The organism is Acinetobacter sp. ANC5681 (assembly GCF_023488045.1).
Taxonomy (GTDB): domain Bacteria; phylum Pseudomonadota; class Gammaproteobacteria; order Pseudomonadales; family Moraxellaceae; genus Acinetobacter.
The window spans coordinates 119,141-136,200 of record NZ_JAMFKZ010000005.1 but is presented as its reverse complement, the minus strand read 5'-3'; the positions used below and the strand labels follow the sequence as shown (position 1 = coordinate 136,200).

The 17,060-nt window shown below is 38.5% G+C and carries 17 protein-coding genes and 2 tRNA genes; 13 read left to right on the top strand and 6 right to left on the bottom strand.

What is annotated here, in order from left to right:
* The first annotated feature begins 393 nt into the window (after positions 1–393).
* The 10 genes from leuA (at position 394) to M5121_RS05155 (ending at position 9,877) form a co-directional block, all read left to right on the top strand.
* Positions 394–2,091 (top strand): 2-isopropylmalate synthase, encoded by a 1,698-nt coding sequence (leuA, locus tag M5121_RS05200; RefSeq protein WP_005156188.1) that lies wholly within the window; start codon positions 394–396, stop codon positions 2,089–2,091.
* 103 nt (positions 2,092–2,194) lie between these two features.
* The gene (gene metX / locus M5121_RS05195; RefSeq protein ID WP_004797344.1) at positions 2,195–3,355 is read left to right on the top strand and encodes a homoserine O-succinyltransferase MetX; all 1,161 of its coding nucleotides are present in this window, start codon (positions 2,195–2,197) and stop codon (positions 3,353–3,355) included.
* On the top strand, positions 3,355–3,948 hold the full coding sequence (gene metW, locus M5121_RS05190; protein WP_004660432.1) for a methionine biosynthesis protein MetW: 594 nt from the start codon (positions 3,355–3,357) through the stop codon (positions 3,946–3,948). Before metX ends, metW begins: the two co-directional genes overlap by 1 nt.
* The gene (locus M5121_RS05185; protein WP_249570547.1) at positions 3,945–4,532 is read left to right on the top strand and encodes a tetratricopeptide repeat protein; all 588 of its coding nucleotides are present in this window, start codon (positions 3,945–3,947) and stop codon (positions 4,530–4,532) included. Before metW ends, M5121_RS05185 begins: the two co-directional genes overlap by 4 nt.
* A gap of 73 nt (positions 4,533–4,605) precedes the next feature.
* A complete protein-coding gene (locus tag M5121_RS05180; protein WP_249570546.1) occupies positions 4,606–5,310 on the top strand; it encodes an endonuclease/exonuclease/phosphatase family protein in 705 nt (234 codons plus the stop codon).
* A gap of 98 nt (positions 5,311–5,408) precedes the next feature.
* Positions 5,409–6,032, top strand: a complete 624-nt coding sequence (gene rdgB / locus M5121_RS05175; RefSeq protein ID WP_249570565.1) for an RdgB/HAM1 family non-canonical purine NTP pyrophosphatase — start codon at positions 5,409–5,411, stop codon at positions 6,030–6,032.
* A 238-nt stretch (positions 6,033–6,270) separates the two neighbouring features.
* Positions 6,271–6,486 carry a Sec-independent protein translocase subunit TatA gene (locus M5121_RS05170; protein ID WP_087544054.1) on the top strand — a complete coding sequence of 72 codons (216 nt, stop codon included), beginning with the start codon at positions 6,271–6,273 and terminating at the stop codon, positions 6,484–6,486.
* A gap of 12 nt (positions 6,487–6,498) precedes the next feature.
* A complete protein-coding gene (gene tatB / locus M5121_RS05165; protein WP_087536478.1) occupies positions 6,499–6,939 on the top strand; it encodes a Sec-independent protein translocase protein TatB in 441 nt (146 codons plus the stop codon).
* The gene (gene tatC, locus M5121_RS05160; RefSeq protein WP_249570545.1) at positions 6,936–7,703 is read left to right on the top strand and encodes a twin-arginine translocase subunit TatC; all 768 of its coding nucleotides are present in this window, start codon (positions 6,936–6,938) and stop codon (positions 7,701–7,703) included. Before tatB ends, tatC begins: the two co-directional genes overlap by 4 nt.
* Positions 7,704–7,885: 182 nt before the next feature.
* On the top strand, positions 7,886–9,877 hold the full coding sequence (locus tag M5121_RS05155) for a PhoX family protein (protein ID WP_249570544.1): 1,992 nt from the start codon (positions 7,886–7,888) through the stop codon (positions 9,875–9,877).
* Positions 9,878–9,922: 45 nt separating this feature from the next.
* Here M5121_RS05155 and M5121_RS05150 read toward each other — a convergent pair whose 3' ends face one another.
* Positions 9,923–10,708, bottom strand: a complete 786-nt coding sequence (locus M5121_RS05150) for an NRDE family protein (RefSeq protein ID WP_249570564.1) — start codon at positions 10,706–10,708, stop codon at positions 9,923–9,925.
* Positions 10,709–10,829: 121 nt separating this feature from the next.
* Here M5121_RS05150 and lgt point away from each other — a divergent pair, with 121 nt between their 5' ends.
* A complete protein-coding gene (gene lgt, locus M5121_RS05145; RefSeq protein ID WP_087536474.1) occupies positions 10,830–11,642 on the top strand; it encodes a prolipoprotein diacylglyceryl transferase in 813 nt (270 codons plus the stop codon).
* Between the two features lie 32 nt (positions 11,643–11,674).
* Here lgt and wrbA read toward each other — a convergent pair whose 3' ends face one another.
* Positions 11,675–12,274: an NAD(P)H:quinone oxidoreductase gene (wrbA, locus tag M5121_RS05140; RefSeq protein ID WP_249570563.1), complete on the bottom strand. Its 600-nt coding sequence runs from the start codon at positions 12,272–12,274 to the stop codon at positions 11,675–11,677.
* A gap of 112 nt (positions 12,275–12,386) precedes the next feature.
* Here wrbA and M5121_RS05135 point away from each other — a divergent pair, with 112 nt between their 5' ends.
* Positions 12,387–13,637 (top strand): YihY family inner membrane protein, encoded by a 1,251-nt coding sequence (locus tag M5121_RS05135; RefSeq protein WP_249570543.1) that lies wholly within the window; start codon positions 12,387–12,389, stop codon positions 13,635–13,637.
* A gap of 91 nt (positions 13,638–13,728) precedes the next feature.
* Here the strand turns inward: M5121_RS05135 and M5121_RS05130 are convergent, their stop codons facing one another.
* Positions 13,729–14,370: a fumarylacetoacetate hydrolase family protein gene (locus tag M5121_RS05130; protein ID WP_087536472.1), complete on the bottom strand. Its 642-nt coding sequence runs from the start codon at positions 14,368–14,370 to the stop codon at positions 13,729–13,731.
* A gap of 33 nt (positions 14,371–14,403) precedes the next feature.
* A complete protein-coding gene (locus M5121_RS05125; protein ID WP_249570542.1) occupies positions 14,404–14,901 on the bottom strand; it encodes a YcxB family protein in 498 nt (165 codons plus the stop codon).
* A 359-nt stretch (positions 14,902–15,260) separates the two neighbouring features.
* On the opposite strand from M5121_RS05125, the gene M5121_RS05120 reads away from it, so the two are divergent.
* Positions 15,261–16,559, top strand: a complete 1,299-nt coding sequence (locus tag M5121_RS05120) for an SRPBCC family protein (protein WP_249570541.1) — start codon at positions 15,261–15,263, stop codon at positions 16,557–16,559.
* A 61-nt stretch (positions 16,560–16,620) separates the two neighbouring features.
* On the opposite strand, the gene M5121_RS05115 is transcribed toward M5121_RS05120, so the two are convergent.
* Together M5121_RS05115 and M5121_RS05110 are read right to left on the bottom strand one after the other, a co-directional pair.
* Positions 16,621–16,697, bottom strand: a tRNA-Arg gene (locus tag M5121_RS05115).
* Between the two features lie 263 nt (positions 16,698–16,960).
* Positions 16,961–17,037, bottom strand: a tRNA-Arg gene (locus tag M5121_RS05110).
* Between the last annotated feature and the right edge of the window lie 23 nt (positions 17,038–17,060).

The window sequence follows — 17,060 nt, the reverse complement described above, 5'->3', positions numbered from 1 at the left end:
TAATGGGAAATATTTTCTTTAAATTTTATTTTTATGCAAAAAATAGGAAAATATTTCCCATCCATTCAAATTAAAATAAATTATAGACCACTGCAGTCGCTTGTATTTTCACCTAGACTGATTCAAATTAGGTGATTAAGATAACTGCAAAACCCAATACTTTTGCTTTGAACGGTAGATGATGAAAACGAGTGATGATTTTAGCCATCCGTCTGATATAAAAAACCTCACTGCTCTCCTGATGCTGCGCCTCGCGCGCGTATAAATTTTTACCTAGATTTTAGGTACTCAATACATATTCTCTTTAAATTGATTCTTATAGACACCATATATATTCGTAGCACGTTGCATTTATTTTGAAGCAGCAACCATGCTACAACAAGGAGTTATCTCATGATGTTGGCTGACCCAAGCAAAAAATACCGCCGTATGTATCAACGAGTGGATTTACCAGATCGTCAATGGCCGAATAACGAAATCAACCAAGCACCGATTTGGATGAGTACCGACCTTCGTGATGGTAACCAAGCGATTTTTGAACCAATGAATATGGATCAAAAATTAAAAATGTTCCACATGTTGGTTAAAATCGGCTTTAAACATATTGAAATTGGTTTCCCTTCAGCATCTCAAATTGACTTTGACTTTACTCGCAAGTTAATTGAAGAAGATTTGATTCCAGAAGATGTGTATATCGAAGTTTTGGTTCAAGCTCGAGATCATTTAATTGCGCGTACTTTTGAAGCGTTAGTTGATGCTAAACGTGCGATCGTGCATATCTACAATTCAAACGCACCAACATTCCGTCAAAAAGTGTTGAATGTAGATGTAAATGGCGCGAAACAACTTGCGATTAATGCTGCGAATAAAGTGAAAGAATATGCAGCACAATATCCTGAAACAGAATGGATTTTCCAATATAGCCCTGAATGTTTCTCAGCAACAGAATTAGAAGTTGCCAAAGATGTTTGTGATGCGGTCACGGAAATTTGGGAAGCGTCTCCAACCAATAAAGTGATCTTAAACTTGCCTGCAACGGTTGAAGTTTCAACACCAAATGTCTATGCCGATCAAATCGAATGGATGCACCGTAACTTGGCGCGTCGTGATGGCGTGATTATCTCAGTTCACTGTCACAATGACCGTGGTTGTGGTATCGCTGCTTCTGAATTGGCGATCATGGCGGGGGCTGATCGTGTTGAAGGTTGCGTGTTTGGTAATGGTGAACGTACAGGTAACGTCGATGTTGCTGCGATTGCCTTGAACATGTATACCCAAGGTGTTGCACCAAACTTAGACTTCTCTAATATCAATGAAATCATTGCAACTGTTGAAGAATGTACAGGTTTACCTGTGCACCCACGTCATCCATATGCAGGTGATTTAGTCTTTACCGCATTCTCTGGTTCACACCAAGATGCGATTAAAAAAGGCTTCGAATTCCAGAAAAACGAAGAGATCTGGGATATGCCGTACTTACCAATCGACCCTAAAGATTTAGGTCGTGATTATGATGCGGTGATTCGTGTCAACAGCCAATCTGGTAAAGGTGGTATTGCGTATTTATTGGAATCAAATTACAACGTTGCTTTACCACGCCGAGTACAAATCGAGTTCAGCCAAATCGTACAGCAACATACTGATGAAAACGGTACAGAAATCAGTGCACATGAAATCTGGACCTTATTCCAAAATACCTATGTTGATGTGAAAAATAGCCATTACCAAACCAAACATTACCAGTTATCCGATATCAATGGCACACAAATCATTGAATTAGATATTGAAATTAACGGTGAAGTACAACGTTTACGCGGTGAAGGTAACGGTCCAATTTCGGCGATGCTCGATGCGTTACAATTGCCAATTGATGTTGTAAATTATGAAGAACGTAGTATCAGTTCTGGTGCAAATGCCAAAGCACTTGCCTTGATTGAACTTCAAGTCAAAGGCACAGGTAAAAATGCTTTTGGTGCAGGGATTCATGACAACATTGTCACCTCATCGATTGAAGCGATTATTGCATGTACCAATCGTTTAATTGAACAAGGCGTACTTACAACTGAGCAAGTTGCTGCTGCGGCAGTTTAAGCAAAGCTGAGTTGTAATATCAGAAAAAATGACTTTTGAAAGGATACCTGAATTGGTATCCTTTTATTATTGATCAAAGATTTATACAAGGCGAATCATTCCAGTGTCTTTTCCATCGGATTCAGTGGGTTTAGTCACACCACAAAAATTTCAATTTGAGCAACCATTAGAGCTTGAATGTGGGCGTATCCTGCCACGTTTTGATTTGATGGTTGAAACCTATGGAACACTTAATGCAGATAAATCCAATGCAATCTTAATTTGCCATGCATTATCTGGGCATCATCATGCTGCGGGTTATCATCATGCAGATGATAAAAAAGCAGGTTGGTGGGATAGCTGTATTGGTCCCGGCAAAGCGATTGATACCAATCATTTTTTTATTGTTTCTTTAAATAATATTGGTGGTTGTAATGGTTCAACAGGTCCAACATCGCCAAACCCTGAAAATGAAAATCGTCCTTATGGTCCAGATTTTCCATTAGTCACTGTTCGTGACTGGGTGAAGACCCAAGCCATGTTGTCTGATCGCCTCGGAATTGATGTTTGGTTTGCCGTGATTGGTGGTTCTTTAGGTGGCATGCAAGCACTACAATGGTCATTGGACTATGCTGATCGTTTAAAAAAATGTGTCATTATTGCCAGTGCACCAAAATTATCGGCACAAAATATTGCCTTTAATGAGGTTGCCCGTCAGTCAATTCTGTCTGATCCCGATTTCCATCATGGACGTTATCTGGAACATGACAGCTACCCAAAACGTGGCCTGATTCTGGCACGTATGGTCGGTCATATTACGTATTTGTCTGAAGAAGCCATGAAACAGAAATTTGGTCGTGATTTGAAATCTGGCAAATTTATGTACGGCTTTGATGTCGAATTCCAAGTTGAAAGTTATTTACGTTATCAAGGCGAACAATTTAGCCGTAATTTCGATGCAAATACTTACTTGATTATGACCAAGGCCTTGGATTATTTTGATCCCTCGCGTGAGTATGAACATTCCTTGACTAAAGCAATGAGCAAGCCTAAATGCAAATTCTTGGTGATTTCATTTACGACTGACTGGCGTTTCAGCCCAAGTCGTTCACAAGAATTAGTTGATGCTCTAATTGATAATCATAAGCCCGTCAGTTACTTAGATATTGATGCCGAACAGGGTCATGACTCGTTTCTGTTCCCTATTCCACTGTATGTGAAAACATTACGGGCATTTTTAGGTGGAGCGCAACAGTTGCAATCGACCCGTTTGGAGAATATCTGATGCGTATAGATCAACGACTCGCTGAAAAATGGATCAGTCCGAACTCTAGCGTATTAGACTTAGGCTGTGGTGATGGTGAATTATTGGCCCACATGAGCAAACAGCATAATATTCGTGCTTATGGATTAGAAATTGATCAAGAAAAGATTGCAATTGCCATCAGTCGGGGGTTAAATATTATTCAACAGGACTTAAACTTGGGGTTAAGTCGTTTTGCCGACCAGTCTTTTGACTCCGTGGTCATGGCACAGGCATTGCAGGCGGTCGATGCGCCCGATGTACTGCTCCGTGACATGGTGCGTGTTGGCAAACAGGCAATCATTACTTTTCCAAACTTTGCATATTGGAAGACACGTTCTTTTCTTGCATTAAAAGGTAAAATGCCTGTTTCGGAAGCTTTACCCTATATGTGGTATAACACCCCGAATATTCATTTATGTACTTTCCGTGACTTTGAAGCATTATGTGCTGAGAATCGGATTAAAATTATTAATCGACTTGCCGTTAATGGTGACCAACAAGGTAGTATGCTCAGCAAGCATATGCCGAACCTATTTGGTGAAGTCGCAATTTATCGAGTGAGCGCTCTATGAAAAAGACATTAATCAGCACATTTTTATTTGGTCTGATCGGTATGCAGGCGCACGCTGACTATGTTGCCCAACCACAATCGGTTGCAACGCAGGCAGCACGGTATTCAGTGATGAGCGTCAGTGAATTACAAAGCGCAGCGAAAGCGGGTCAGGCAGGTGCACAGTTTTATTTAGCAACGCGTTACCAGTATGGTAAAGATGTTGCCAAAGATGAGAAACAGGCTTTCACCCTGTTTAAGGCGGCGGCTGACCAAGGCTTGTCTGCTGCACAGCTCAATGTTGGGCGTATGTATGCTGATGGGATTGGCACACATAAAGATGAGGCTTTGGCACGCAAGTATTTTGAAAAGGCGGCCAGCAATGGCGATAACCGCGCCAGCTTTAACCTTGCAATGATAGAAGAGCAGAAGAAAAATTATGTGGGTGCTTACCAATGGTATGAGCTTTCAACCCGTGACGGTATGCTGGATACTAAAGTCATTAGTCTTTCTGAAGGTAAGAAAACAGCCTTGGCTGCAAACTTAACCCAAGACCAAATTCGTGCTGCACGTGATCGTGCTGATAAATGGATTCAAGCACAATAGTCTTGCTCAGCTCTATTGAGTGATTTAAAAACCGACTTGTGTGAGTCGGTTTTTTATTTAAGGAAATTAAAGTTTGAAAATATTAACATGGAATTGCAACGGGGCTTTTAGAAAGAAAATCGAGTTTCTTCAACAAATTGAAGCAGACATCTACATCATTCAAGAATGTGAAAATCAACAACAGTCCAAAGGTGCTTATGAAGCATGGTTACCAAATTTAATTTGGAAAGGTAATAATAAAAATAAAGGATTAGGAGTCTTTGCTAGAGAAGACTATAAATTAGAACAATTGTATTGGGAGGATTTCGAATTAGAATTATTTTTACCAATAAGAGTTAATGATAATTTCCAGCTCTTAGCTGCTTGGACTAAATATGCCAATTCCCCTACATTTCAATACATTGGGCAACTTTGGAAATATTTACAGTTACATGAAGAACTAATAAAAGTACAACCTACTCTTATTTGTGGCGATTTAAATAGTAACGCTCAATGGGATGTGTGGGATCGCTGGTGGAATCACAGTGATGTAGTAAATCAATTACAAGCAATGAATATTCATAGCCTTTACCATGAGTTATCAAATGAAGAGCAGGGAAAAGAGACACTTCCCACATTTTTTATGAATAGAAATCATGACAAGAACTATCATATTGACTACTTATTTTGTCATCGTAATTTATTCTCTAAGAATAACTCATCTTTTAAAATTTTCGATAAATATGAATGGCTTAACTACAGTGATCATATTCCTCTACTTTTTGAAATTAATATCTAAACTTGTTGAACATTTACCGAAAATAAATAGTGACTCTCTACTCTATTCTATAAAAACACCCTAAAATTCTACTCAATCTAAGCTAGTCTAAAATGAATATGTCTACTCCACTCTGGCTCAACCAAGGCAGCCTTGTGCTTGCAAGTAATAACAAAGGTAAAGTTGTCGAATTTGAACATCTTTTTCAGCAACTCAATCTTCCTGTTGAAATCATTCCTCAAGGCAAACTAGATATTGAAGATGCCATCGAAGACGGTCTCAGCTTTGTTGAAAATGCCATTATCAAAGCACGTCATGCTTCTAAACTTTCAGGCAAACCAGCGCTAGCAGATGACTCTGGACTTTGTGTTCCGATTTTAGGTGGTGCACCAGGAATTTATTCAGCGCGCTATGCGGGCGAGCATGGCAATGATGCTGCTAATAACCAAAAGCTTTTAGCTGATCTTATACCTTTCCGTAAAGACGGCGAAGTGATTGAGGGCATGTTTGTTTGCGTATTAGCACTGGTCACACATGCCGAAGATCCATTGCCACAAATCTTTCAAGGCATTTGGAAAGGTGAGATTTTAGAAGCAGCGCGCGGTGAGAATGGGTTTGGCTATGATCCATTGTTCTGGCTACCAAAATTCAATCTTTCAAGTGCTGAACTTAGCAAAGCTGACAAAAATAAAATCAGTCATCGTGGTCAAGCAATGCAACTGTTTAAAGCAAGTTTGCTTTAAAGATCATTTGCCCTAGCTAAAACCTAGGGCAAATTATTTAAATTTAGATTGAATAAAAATACTGAATAATGAGTAAAAACTCACTTCAACGAAACATTGATTACAAACCAAAAAGTAAAAAATTATCTATCAACATACTTAATCTCATAATTTTTTGTCGCAAAATTGCAATATAAGTGTCACATCTTTGTCATGCCAAACTGTTGAGATATAACCAAAGTTATATAGGAATAGAATTATGGCTGGTTTATCAATTTGGCACGTACTCATTTTTGCAATCGTGGTTATTTTACTTTTCGGTACATCAAAGCTTAAAAACTTAGGTAAAGATGTCGGTGGTGCCGTTAAAGATTTCAAAAAGTCTATTAAAGAAGATGAAGTTACTGCGCCACTCAATGAGCCTCGTACCATTGATGCTCAAGTTAAAAATGCTGAAAGCTCAGTAAAAAGCTAAGCGAGCGGAATTATGCTGAACTTGGGAATGACTGAGATTTTTTGCTTTGCAGTTATTGCATTGCTGGTGCTCGGTCCTGATAAATTACCTGAAGCTGCACGGTTCGTAGCAAAATGGTATGGGAAAATTAAAAAATTTATCAACAATATTCAGAATGAAATTGATCGAGAGCTCCGTCTTTCTGAGTTCCGCGAAGAAATGCAAAAAGAAATTGAAAAGATTACTGAGCTTGAACGTCGGCTACAAAAACAATTAGATGAATTAAAAACTCAAAATCATGAGGTAGAGACTGCGCCATCAGTAACTAAACCTCAAAATTCGATTCGCTATGTGCCATATCACTCAAGTTCTATTATTCCTTTTTGTGTTCAATACCAAAAATCATCTGTGATTGGTATGGAAGCATACCCATCGTTAAATCAGTTTGATAACGAATTAAAGATTGCCGTATGAGCCAATTACCATCAACTTCAGTCAGTACTGAAGAAACCCTACAACAAATGCCGGTCATGCAGCATTTAATCGTACTTCGCCAATATCTTTTTAAGATTGTTGGCGTAACAATTTTTCTGTTTTTTTGTTTATTACCTTTTAGAAATCAAACCTATCAATGGCTGTCTGAGCCATTGAGACAACAATTACCCGCAACATCAACTATGATTGCGACGGATATCACAGCTACTTTTATGGCACCGTTTAAACTCAATTTATTCGTTGCATTTATGCTGGCAATGCCCTATATCATTTATCAAATTTGGTCATTTATAAAACCTGCGCTATATGAAAAAGAACAACATTTAGCGATTCCTTTGCTATTTGGCAGCATTCTTTTATTCTACTTAGGTGTCGCATTCGCCTATTTCATTACCCTACCTGCTATTTTGCATTTCTTTATTAGTGTATCTCCTGAAACTGTTGCACCTATGACAGATATTAATAGTTATCTGAGCTTCTGCTTAAAACTATTCTTGGTTTTTGGTTTTACCTTTGAAATCCCAATCATTACTCTAGTGCTGATTTTGATTGGTGTCGTGAGTACACAAAGCCTCATTGAAAAACGCCGTTTTATTGTTGTTGGATGCTTTTTCGTGGCGATGTTTGTTACCCCACCTGATGCTTTATCCATGATTATGCTAGCTGTTCCGATGTGGATGCTATTTGAAATCGGTTTACTTTTTGGAAAAATATTAGAAAAGCGTAAAGCAGTTTCAGAATAATAATATCTCTGTTGAATCCCTGAATAATCTCAGGGATTTTTGTATTTTAAACTTATATTTTTCATATATTTATAAAAATTAAATTGTCTTCAAACTGCCTTAAAAGTGTCAAAAAATTGTCATCTATCAAACATAAAATCAATCTAGATTTATTTACCATTTATTAAAGATATGGATTTATTATGACAGCCAATACAAATCAGCCAAGTCGTCGTGATATTTTAAAGTGGTTCGCGGGTGTTCCGTTTTTACCACTAGGGGCAATGGGCACAGCAGCAGCTTTAGCAGGTTGCAATGATAATAACGATACTACCGTTACGCCAACCGTACCTGCTGCAAAATTTAAAAATGCTAAATTTACACCGATGGCAGCGCCTTCAACTGTTGCCGATATGGCGACAACCTCAGTTAAATCTGGTTTGACCATTACGTGGGATGATAATACAACCACAGAATACAAATTAGGTTATCAAGAGTTTTTCCGCACAGGTACTCTAGTCGACAATATCGATGGTGGAAAAATTATTGCAGGTAGTTATTACGATATTAATAATAAAGTAATCAACGATACTTCTGTTGTTGGCAAAGAGCGCCAATTCTTCTCTGACTCACCAGATGGTTCATCACTGATTCATATTAAAGGCGCAAATGTAGCGGGTGTATCAAACCCAGTTTTCCATGTGGTGCAGTTTGAATACACCACCAAAAACTTAGCTAAGCAAAACATGTATGGTAAATTACCGTCACCAATTGCAGTATTAACATTAGATCAAGACCAGAAAACAGGTCATCTTGCATTGAAAAAATATTTCAATGTGGATATGTCAAAAGTTCATGGCTTGTGGATTACATGCGGTGCAAGCCTTTCTCCTTGGAATACACATCTTTCAAGTGAAGAGTATGAACCAGATGCATTTGACCAAATCGGTTCTGATCTTGCGATGTTAAGAGCCTATAGTAAAAACTTATACGGTAATGAAAATACTGCAAATGCGTATAACTACGGTCATTTACCAGAAATTATCCTTGATGGTAAAGGTCGTGCTCAGGCTGTGAAGCATTATTGTCTAGGTCGTATCTCACATGAACTAATTGAAGTAATGCCAGATAATCGCACGGTAATTATGGGTGATGACTATACCAATGGTGGCTTCTTTATGTTTGTGGCAGATAAAGAAAAAGACTTATCTGCGGGCACCTTATATGTTGCAAAGTACACAACTGAATTAAATGAAACATCGACTGCTGCTATTAAATGGATAAAACTAGGTCATACCAATAGTAAAACGATTGAAGACTTAGTGAATGTTCGAGGAATAAAAGCCGAGAACATTATGGAAAGTTTAACGGTAGCTCCTGCTGATTTAACTGGTTATAGCAAGATCGTACTTGATGGAAAATCATTGTGGATCAAGCTAAAAGAAGCCAACAATGGTTTCACGAAAGATGAAATTGAACTTGCAGCAGCATTTCTTGAAACTCATCGCTACGCAGCACTAAAAGGCGGTAGTATGGGCTTCACAAAAATGGAAGGCACAACGGTTAATATTAAAGATAAGGTTGCGTATTCTGCGCTTGCTAATATTCAAGATTCAATGATTGAAGGCAAATCAAGTTGGGTTGCAGAACATAATATTAAGTTCAAAAATACATTGAAAGCAGGTGGTGTACTTGCTCATGATCTAAAAGGCAGTCAAGTTGACCACACCAATACGATCATTAATAGTGAATGGACACCTTACCAAAGCCATATGTTGCTTATGGGTAAAGATATTACAGTTGATAGCTTAGGTAATACAGCTGATCCAAATCTGATTGCAAGTCCAGACAATCTAAAATTCTCTGAGACACTACGTACTTTGTTCATTGGTGAAGATAGCGGTAACCATACCAATAATTTCCTTTGGGCATATAATATCGATACAAAAGCATTAGATCGTATTTTATCTACACCTGCGGGTGCAGAGTCTACAGGTCTACATGCGGTAGATTCAGTGAATGGTTGGACTTACATCATGAGTAACTTCCAACATCCAGGTGATAGTTCTAAACTTACTGCTGAATTAAAAGCAAAAGTTTTAGAGAATTATAATGATGGTTACAGTGCATGTGTGGGTTACATCACCGCTGACATTTTACCGTCAATTGAGAAAAAAGCTGAAAATAAAAAGTAAGCTCTATCTTTAAAAAAATGCCGACTTGATGTCGGCATTTTTTGTTTATTGAAGTGTTAGATCAACTTTAATCTCAACAACCGCACCCTGTCTCTCACCTTGTTGTGTTTTTTCAATCCATTGCCATTGCTCAGATGTCAGCCTTAAAAAATTTGAACAGCGTGTGCCATAAATTGGGCTTTGGATAAAAGTCGAGGACAGCAACGCTTCCATTTCCACACTAATCCCTGTATCTGGCAACAAATCAGAAATGACTTTTCGTTCATCTTCCAAAATATCCCAGACTGAATATTGCAAATCAGATTCTGTAATCGTTGATTGTTGCAACATTGGTAAAAATTCTTGCGTAAAGCGTTTACGTAAATGTTTGGTTTTCTCCCAATCTTCTGACATTAAACCGTTGGAAACAACATAAACACCATTCGCTAAGACTTGTGGTGCTTCCCCCCGATTACTCATATAAACCGCTTGCTCTCGATCACCGATAAACAAATTAAAACCAGCGTAGTCCTGCTGTTGCTGTTCTAATTGTTGTGCAAAACGAAAGGGGGCTAAATCACTTTCTAAAAAAGACTGGATTAAATGCCCACGTGAAGTTGAATATTGGTTCTTATCTCGTCCATTGCGGAAGTTGGTCACAATCGCCCAGCGACCTGATGCAGTCACACCCAGCCATGTTCCACCCGACTGTAAGTCCTGCCCTGCCACAATTGGGTGATTTTCCCATTGATGCAGAGGAGTACTGGGACGATGATAAAACTCATCACGGTTTGAAATAAGGCAAAGCGGCATATCATCCAGCACATGCCATGCAAAAGCGACAATACACATTGATCCTGTTTTCACTCATTTAGCGTCTGTTGACTTTCACATTGAATGTACAACATTTTTCACATCATTCCGCTACAATCTGCTCAAAACTTAATTTCAAATTCTAAATTGAGGAACAGCAATGCTGACCTATCCAAATATTGATCCAGTTGCGCTGAGCTTGGGGCCAGTCAAAGTGCATTGGTACGGACTCATGTATCTCTTGGCATTTTTATGCGCTTGGGGCTTAGCCTCTTATCGTGCTAAACAACGTGATGGTTGGACTGCCGATATGGTCTCCGATCTGGTGTTTTATGGCGCTCTAGGCGTCGTACTTGGTGGTCGTATTGGCTATGTCTTGTTTTATGAGTTTGGCAAATTCTTAGAAAACCCGCTTTGGTTATTCCAAGTCTGGACAGGTGGGATGAGCTTTCACGGCGGTTTCTTGGGTGTCATGATCGCAATGCTATTCTGGTGTAAGAAATATCAGAAAACATGGTTTCAAACCTTGGACTTTATTGCACCCTGTGTACCGACAGGTTTGATGTTTGGTCGTATCGGTAATTTTATTGGTGGTGAATTGTATGGTCGTCAAGTTCAAGACCTTAGCTATCCATTTGGTATGATTTTTCCAACTGATCCTTTAGGTTTAGTTCGCCATCCGTCGCAAATTTATCAAGCGCTCTGTGAAGGTCTGATTCTATTTATCATACTTTGGTGGTTTAGTGCTAAACCACGTCCCCGTATGGCGGTTTCAGCATTATTCCTGATGGGCTACGGAGTTGCACGTTTCTTTATGGAGTTCTTCCGTCAGCCCGATGCAGATCAAGGTTTTATTCTATTCGGTTGGATGACCAAAGGTCAGATTCTCACTGTACCAATGTTACTGATTGGACTGTGGATGATGTGGTATGCCTATCAGAAAAAAATCTACGATTGGCAAATTAAAAAATAAAATAATGGGAGCAGATGCTCCCATTTTTAGATCTAAACTTTTCCTAACAACGCTTTTACGACATCACCTAAACGTTTGCCCTGCGCTTCACACAGGATTTTTTCATCCTGACTTAGGCTCTGGTCATGGCGAGGGCCACTGACATGACTTGCCCCATAAGGTGTGCCGCCTGTTTTGGTATTGGATAATGCAGGGATTGAGTTGGGTAAGCCCAGTATCACCATGCCATGATGAAATAATGGCGGTAACATGCTCAGCAAGGTACTTTCCTGCCCACCATGCATCGAGCCAGAAGAAGTAAAAACACATGCTGGTTTATTATGCAAAGCACCATTCAACCATAAACTCGTGGTTTGATCCCAAAAGTATTTCATCTCGCTCGCCATATTACCAAAGCGAGTAGGTGAACCAAGTGCCAAACCTGAGCAATACGTCAAATCATCCAGCGTACAGTAAATGTCTCCCTCAGCAGGAATGCTCGGTTCTGCTTGGGTAACAACAGTTGCGAGATTAGGAACGGTTCGAATACGAGCTGTGATACCAGAAGACTCAATTCCATCGGCAATTAGATGAGCCATTTCTCGAGTTGAACCATATTTACTGTAATAAAGAACAAGAACGTAAGGTTGCATCACTTTAATAAATTTTGTTAAAAAGAACACTATACGACATTTTTCCTCTTTTGAGCCGTAATTAATCCTGTGCTGACACAGGATTTTATTAAAAATAACTAGGATAGAACCCATGATCTTAAATCGTTATCTAAAAAATCTCCCTTTTTTAGAAAAAACATGGTTTCAATTTATTGTATTTGTGTTACGGCGTTTCGAAGCTGATCGCTGTAGAGAACAAGCTGGAGGACTCACCTACACCACCTTGTTTGCAGTTGTTCCGATGCTGACCGTTTTCTTAGTCATTATCTCCTCAATTAAAGCTTTAGAGCCTGCTCGACAACAACTACAGCAATTGATTTACAGTAATTTTTTACCAAAAAGTACCATTGCCTTTGACAAAGCATTGAACGCATTTACAGATAAATCCAGTAATCTCACAATTATTGGGGTGCTATTTCTGTTTGTGACCACCGTACTTATGCTCACCTCAATCGAAAATGTCTTTAATCGTATTTGGCGTGTCAAAGAAACTCGAACAGGTCTTGTTGGTTTTATGCGTTATTGGACAATAATCTCTTTAGGTCCAATCATTCTAGGCAGTGCTTTTGTACTTTCATCTACTGTCGCCTCAATGAATATTCTGAGCAATAATTTTGCGGGCTATCAATTAGATGGCTCCTTCCTTTTATGGCTTATTTCATTCCTACTTACAATTGTTGGCTTTTTCATTCTTTACTGGACCATTCCTAATCGTAGCGTCCCTATTCTTTCCGCAGTTATTGCTGCATGTTTTAGCGCAACAGTATTTGAAATTTTAAAAAATTTCTTTGGCTGGATTATGAGTAATTTCACCAGTTATGAAATTGTGTATGGTGCTTTTGCTGCTGTTCCAATCTTCCTTCTGTGGATTTATTTGTCTTGGAACATTATCTTATTAGGCGTAGAAATCAGTTATGCACTGACTGCTTTTCATTCAGATAAAGAACAAAAGCGTCATCCTATCTTAATGTTATTAGACATATTGGAGTTATTTTATAAAAAGCAACAAATTGGAGAAAGTGTCAGTGAACAAGAACTTCTTGGGATTATTGGACGTGGTGAATTAGGACGTTTACCTGCATATATCTTACAGTTAGAAAAACAGAATTTAGTCAAACGTACAGACAACGATGAGTATGTATTGGCTAGAAATCTTGCGCAAGTCGATTTCTGGAGCTTTTTTACAGCACTCCCTTATCCCCTACCATTACGTCATGATGTCGCCAATATCCATCAAGATGATGAATGGATTGAGCGTTTAGGGCCATCCCTCATCGAGAGTAATGATTATTTAGCTGCAAAACTTTCGATTCCTCTTTCGACGATCTTTGAACAGAAGTAAAAGAAAGACCTCAACTGAGGTCTTTCTTTTACTGTCTCGCTTATACGAAATTAGGTAGAAGCTATTTATTAACAGCACTTGTTCTTAATCATTATGCTTGAACAAATGTATCCCAATCATATTCTCCTGATTGGGTTATTAGTTTCATGGTTAATTGATCATTTGGGTGTAATGCCCCGACGCCAGCAGGCGTACCCGTCATAATGACATCACCCGCTTCCAAACTAAATGACTGATTAATTTCAACCAATAATGCACCAATATCAAAAATCATGTCTTGGCTAAAACCATGTTGGCGTTCAACGCCATTAATCATTAAAACAAGCTCTAACTGTTGTAAATCGCCAATTTCATCCGCTTCAACCCAGTCTGCCAAGATACATGCACCGTCAAAAGCTTTTGCTCGCTCCCAAGGCTGCCCTTTCGCTTTTAAGTCATTCTGCAAATCACGTAAAGTTAAATCCAACCCTAAAGTCACAGCACCAATCGCTTCTAAAGCTTTGCTTGGATTGGTTTCCTGCGACAATGGGTGTGCGATCTGCAAACAAATTTCACATTCAAAATGACATTCACCCAAAGCCTGATTCCAACGGGCACCTTGGGCTAAGCTACTCAAACTACTTGGTGGTTTGATAAATAAAATTGGGCGATCAGGAATTGCATTACCTAGTTCTTTCGCATGTTCAGCATAATTCCTGCCTACACAAACAATTTTTGACGGACGTGTGCTCATAAAAGCTCCTTGTTCCTTAAATCGCGAATGAAGTTATTTTTTAAAACTATTTTCAAATTTGGTTTGATCTGCTGGATCATTGAATGAACGCTTTGGAACAATAATGACGGTATGATTCTTCAGCTCTAACATATACGTGAGCTTTCCAACTGCAAAAGATTGCACCTCAGCATACTGCGCTATTTGCTTTTTACCTGTTGAATAAAGTTCAAAATGATCTTGATAGAGGTCAATTCCCTGCTCACTTTTTCCAAATTGGTAGCGAACAAATTGACGTTTAAACAACATCGGTAACAACCAATAGCGCATCAATCCTTGCATAATCAGAAAAAAAGCACCTAATGCAACGTAATAACGACCAACATCTGAGAAACCTAAATAGATTCCCCAACCAATAATTGCAATACTAATAACAGGTGTTAGAAAACGACTAAAGGTCTTTTTACCAAAAGTGACAAGAGCAAAACCATCTTGTGATTCTTCTAAATTAAGATAATAGCGCACAGATACAGCTGGACGTTGTTCAGACATTTTTGATTTCTAAGATTTGAAAAAACTCATCTATTAGAACATAAATGACTTGAGCGTAAATCAGATTTATAGCGATTTTATACAAAATTCAAATACGGCGTAGCACTACTCTAAGTTGCTTTTTAACAAAGAGATGGAATTTCTAATTCAGTAATAATCAAATTACACTTAACTGATCAACATTAACCGCTATAAGTATTTACTTGCATAGATAACGCTTTGTCTAAGGTTTCGATGCTCAAGAAAGTTTTACACAATACGACTGTTTTTTAAACAAAAAAACTTTTATTAATAGCAAGGCTCTATCATTTACTGATGAATACCACTGACTATATCACTAAAAAAATCAAAGGAATGTGATGTTTTATTTGAATGGATTTGTATTAACGACTCTTATTTTTAGCATAACGCAAACTTGCTTTGCACAAATGCTGACTTGGAATGACAATATCCCAAGCGCTTTACAACCTTTTCAAAATAACCCCCAGCTTTTGGCAAGCTACACGCAAAATAATATTTTCATTTATGCGCATCCAACAACTAAAACTAACCTCCCCACACTCAAATCCAATTCACAACCAAACGCCAGTTTTACATCCGCTGCACTTATCGTTCCTACCAATGTACAGCAGGTTAGTAAGACGTTGACTGACTTTAATCACTATGTCGGTCTATTTCCAACACTTAAATCGGCCAAAACACTAGAACAATCTGGCAATACTGTAAAAATGAAATATCGTGTCTCCATTCCAACGCCTATTCCAGTGCTCAATTTTAATGAAGACGTTACTTTACAGCATCAGATTAAATCGAACAGTATTTCCAGTTTAGTGATTGATTCTCCTATTCCATACGGTTTAGGAAAGTTTGAATGGTTTGCCTTAGATGATCATCGAACTTTAATTACGCTCACCCAGTGGGGAGATTTAAATCAACCTAAAGGTTTTATTTTTAAAAAAATTCTGAATGCGATTCCAGAGGTCAAATTAGGGATTCCAAGCTCAACCAATGCTTTTATCCTAGAATCACTTCGAACACGCTTTATTAAACAGAATATCGTTGCCTTAAATTCAGGACAAATACCAAGCCCTCAATTAAATGAAGCTCAATTGGCTAAGATTGCACAACTGAGTCAAAATGCACAGCAGCCTGTAAGCTACCTACATGCACCGACTAGTATTTTGTACACCCATGGACGTGAAGCCATGCGCTTCACCACCACCTATCAATTTTATCAACAGCCAACACAGCAATTAAATAAATGGTTAAACCCTTTAGCCTATCAAGATTTATTTCCTCGGCAAATCAAAAAGGTGGTGACTACCCCTATTCAGAATCAGGGACAGGATGCGGATATTCAGGTCAATGTTGGTTTGGGAGTCATTAATATTCCATTTGCCTTTAAACTGCATTTTAATTATCCCAATGCCACCGAAAATAATTTTTATGCCAATGGCGGTGACCTGCGTTTTATTAAAGGTCAGATGGGATTTACCGAGCTTAATCAAGGTACTTTATTTAAAATGACCACCAGCATGAAAATTGATGAAAAAGCGCCATTTTTACTCAGGGCAATGCGAAGCCTGCCGTATCATGACGTATTGCCAGCAGTGGGCGGTAATGCGGTGTTTGTGCAGAAAATCAAGGCAAAGGCATAAGGCACAAAAAAACCGCAATTAAGCGGTTTTTTTCAATCTTTATCTTTCGATAAATTCAAATTGGTGCGCTCAGAGAGATTCGAACTCCCGACCCCTTAGTTCGTAGCCAAGTGCTCTATCCAGCTGAGCTATGAGCGCATATTTGATGGGGCGCATTATACCCATTTTTTTCCTATTGATAAGTGTTTTTTAATAAAATAGAAATCAAATGCTGATAGATTGATCGTTACAAGTTTACAACGCAAGAGTTATTATATTTAAAAACAACATAAACAACTGATTTTATTATTAATAAAAAAATGAAGAGCCTTAATTTGAACATCAAATAGATATTTTATAGTTTAACTATTCCAACTTACAGGCACAAAAAAACCGCAATTAAGCGGTTTCTTCTATTAAGTTGGTGCGCTCAGAGAGATTCGAACTCCCGACCCCTTAGTTCGTAGCCAAGTGCTCTATCCAGCTGAGCTATGAGCGCATTACTTATATTGCCAATTTAGG

Coding starts and splice junctions, on each gene's coding strand:
- M5121_RS05150 (WP_249570564.1), bottom strand. CDS start 10,708: ATGTGTATTGTCGCTTTTGCATGGCATGTGCTGGATGATATGCCGCTT.
- M5121_RS05170 (WP_087544054.1), top strand. CDS start 6,271: ATGGCTGGTTTATCAATTTGGCACGTACTCATTTTTGCAATCGTGGTT.
- M5121_RS05120 (WP_249570541.1), top strand. CDS start 15,261: ATGTTTTATTTGAATGGATTTGTATTAACGACTCTTATTTTTAGCATA.
- M5121_RS05135 (WP_249570543.1), top strand. CDS start 12,387: ATGATCTTAAATCGTTATCTAAAAAATCTCCCTTTTTTAGAAAAAACA.
- M5121_RS05130 (WP_087536472.1), bottom strand. CDS start 14,370: ATGAGCACACGTCCGTCAAAAATTGTTTGTGTAGGCAGGAATTATGCT.
- tatC (WP_249570545.1), top strand. CDS start 6,936: ATGAGCCAATTACCATCAACTTCAGTCAGTACTGAAGAAACCCTACAA.
- wrbA (WP_249570563.1), bottom strand. CDS start 12,274: ATGCAACCTTACGTTCTTGTTCTTTATTACAGTAAATATGGTTCAACT.
- leuA (WP_005156188.1), top strand. CDS start 394: ATGATGTTGGCTGACCCAAGCAAAAAATACCGCCGTATGTATCAACGA.
- metW (WP_004660432.1), top strand. CDS start 3,355: ATGCGTATAGATCAACGACTCGCTGAAAAATGGATCAGTCCGAACTCT.
- M5121_RS05185 (WP_249570547.1), top strand. CDS start 3,945: ATGAAAAAGACATTAATCAGCACATTTTTATTTGGTCTGATCGGTATG.
- tatB (WP_087536478.1), top strand. CDS start 6,499: ATGCTGAACTTGGGAATGACTGAGATTTTTTGCTTTGCAGTTATTGCA.
- rdgB (WP_249570565.1), top strand. CDS start 5,409: ATGTCTACTCCACTCTGGCTCAACCAAGGCAGCCTTGTGCTTGCAAGT.
- M5121_RS05155 (WP_249570544.1), top strand. CDS start 7,886: ATGACAGCCAATACAAATCAGCCAAGTCGTCGTGATATTTTAAAGTGG.
- M5121_RS05125 (WP_249570542.1), bottom strand. CDS start 14,901: ATGTCTGAACAACGTCCAGCTGTATCTGTGCGCTATTATCTTAATTTA.
- lgt (WP_087536474.1), top strand. CDS start 10,830: ATGCTGACCTATCCAAATATTGATCCAGTTGCGCTGAGCTTGGGGCCA.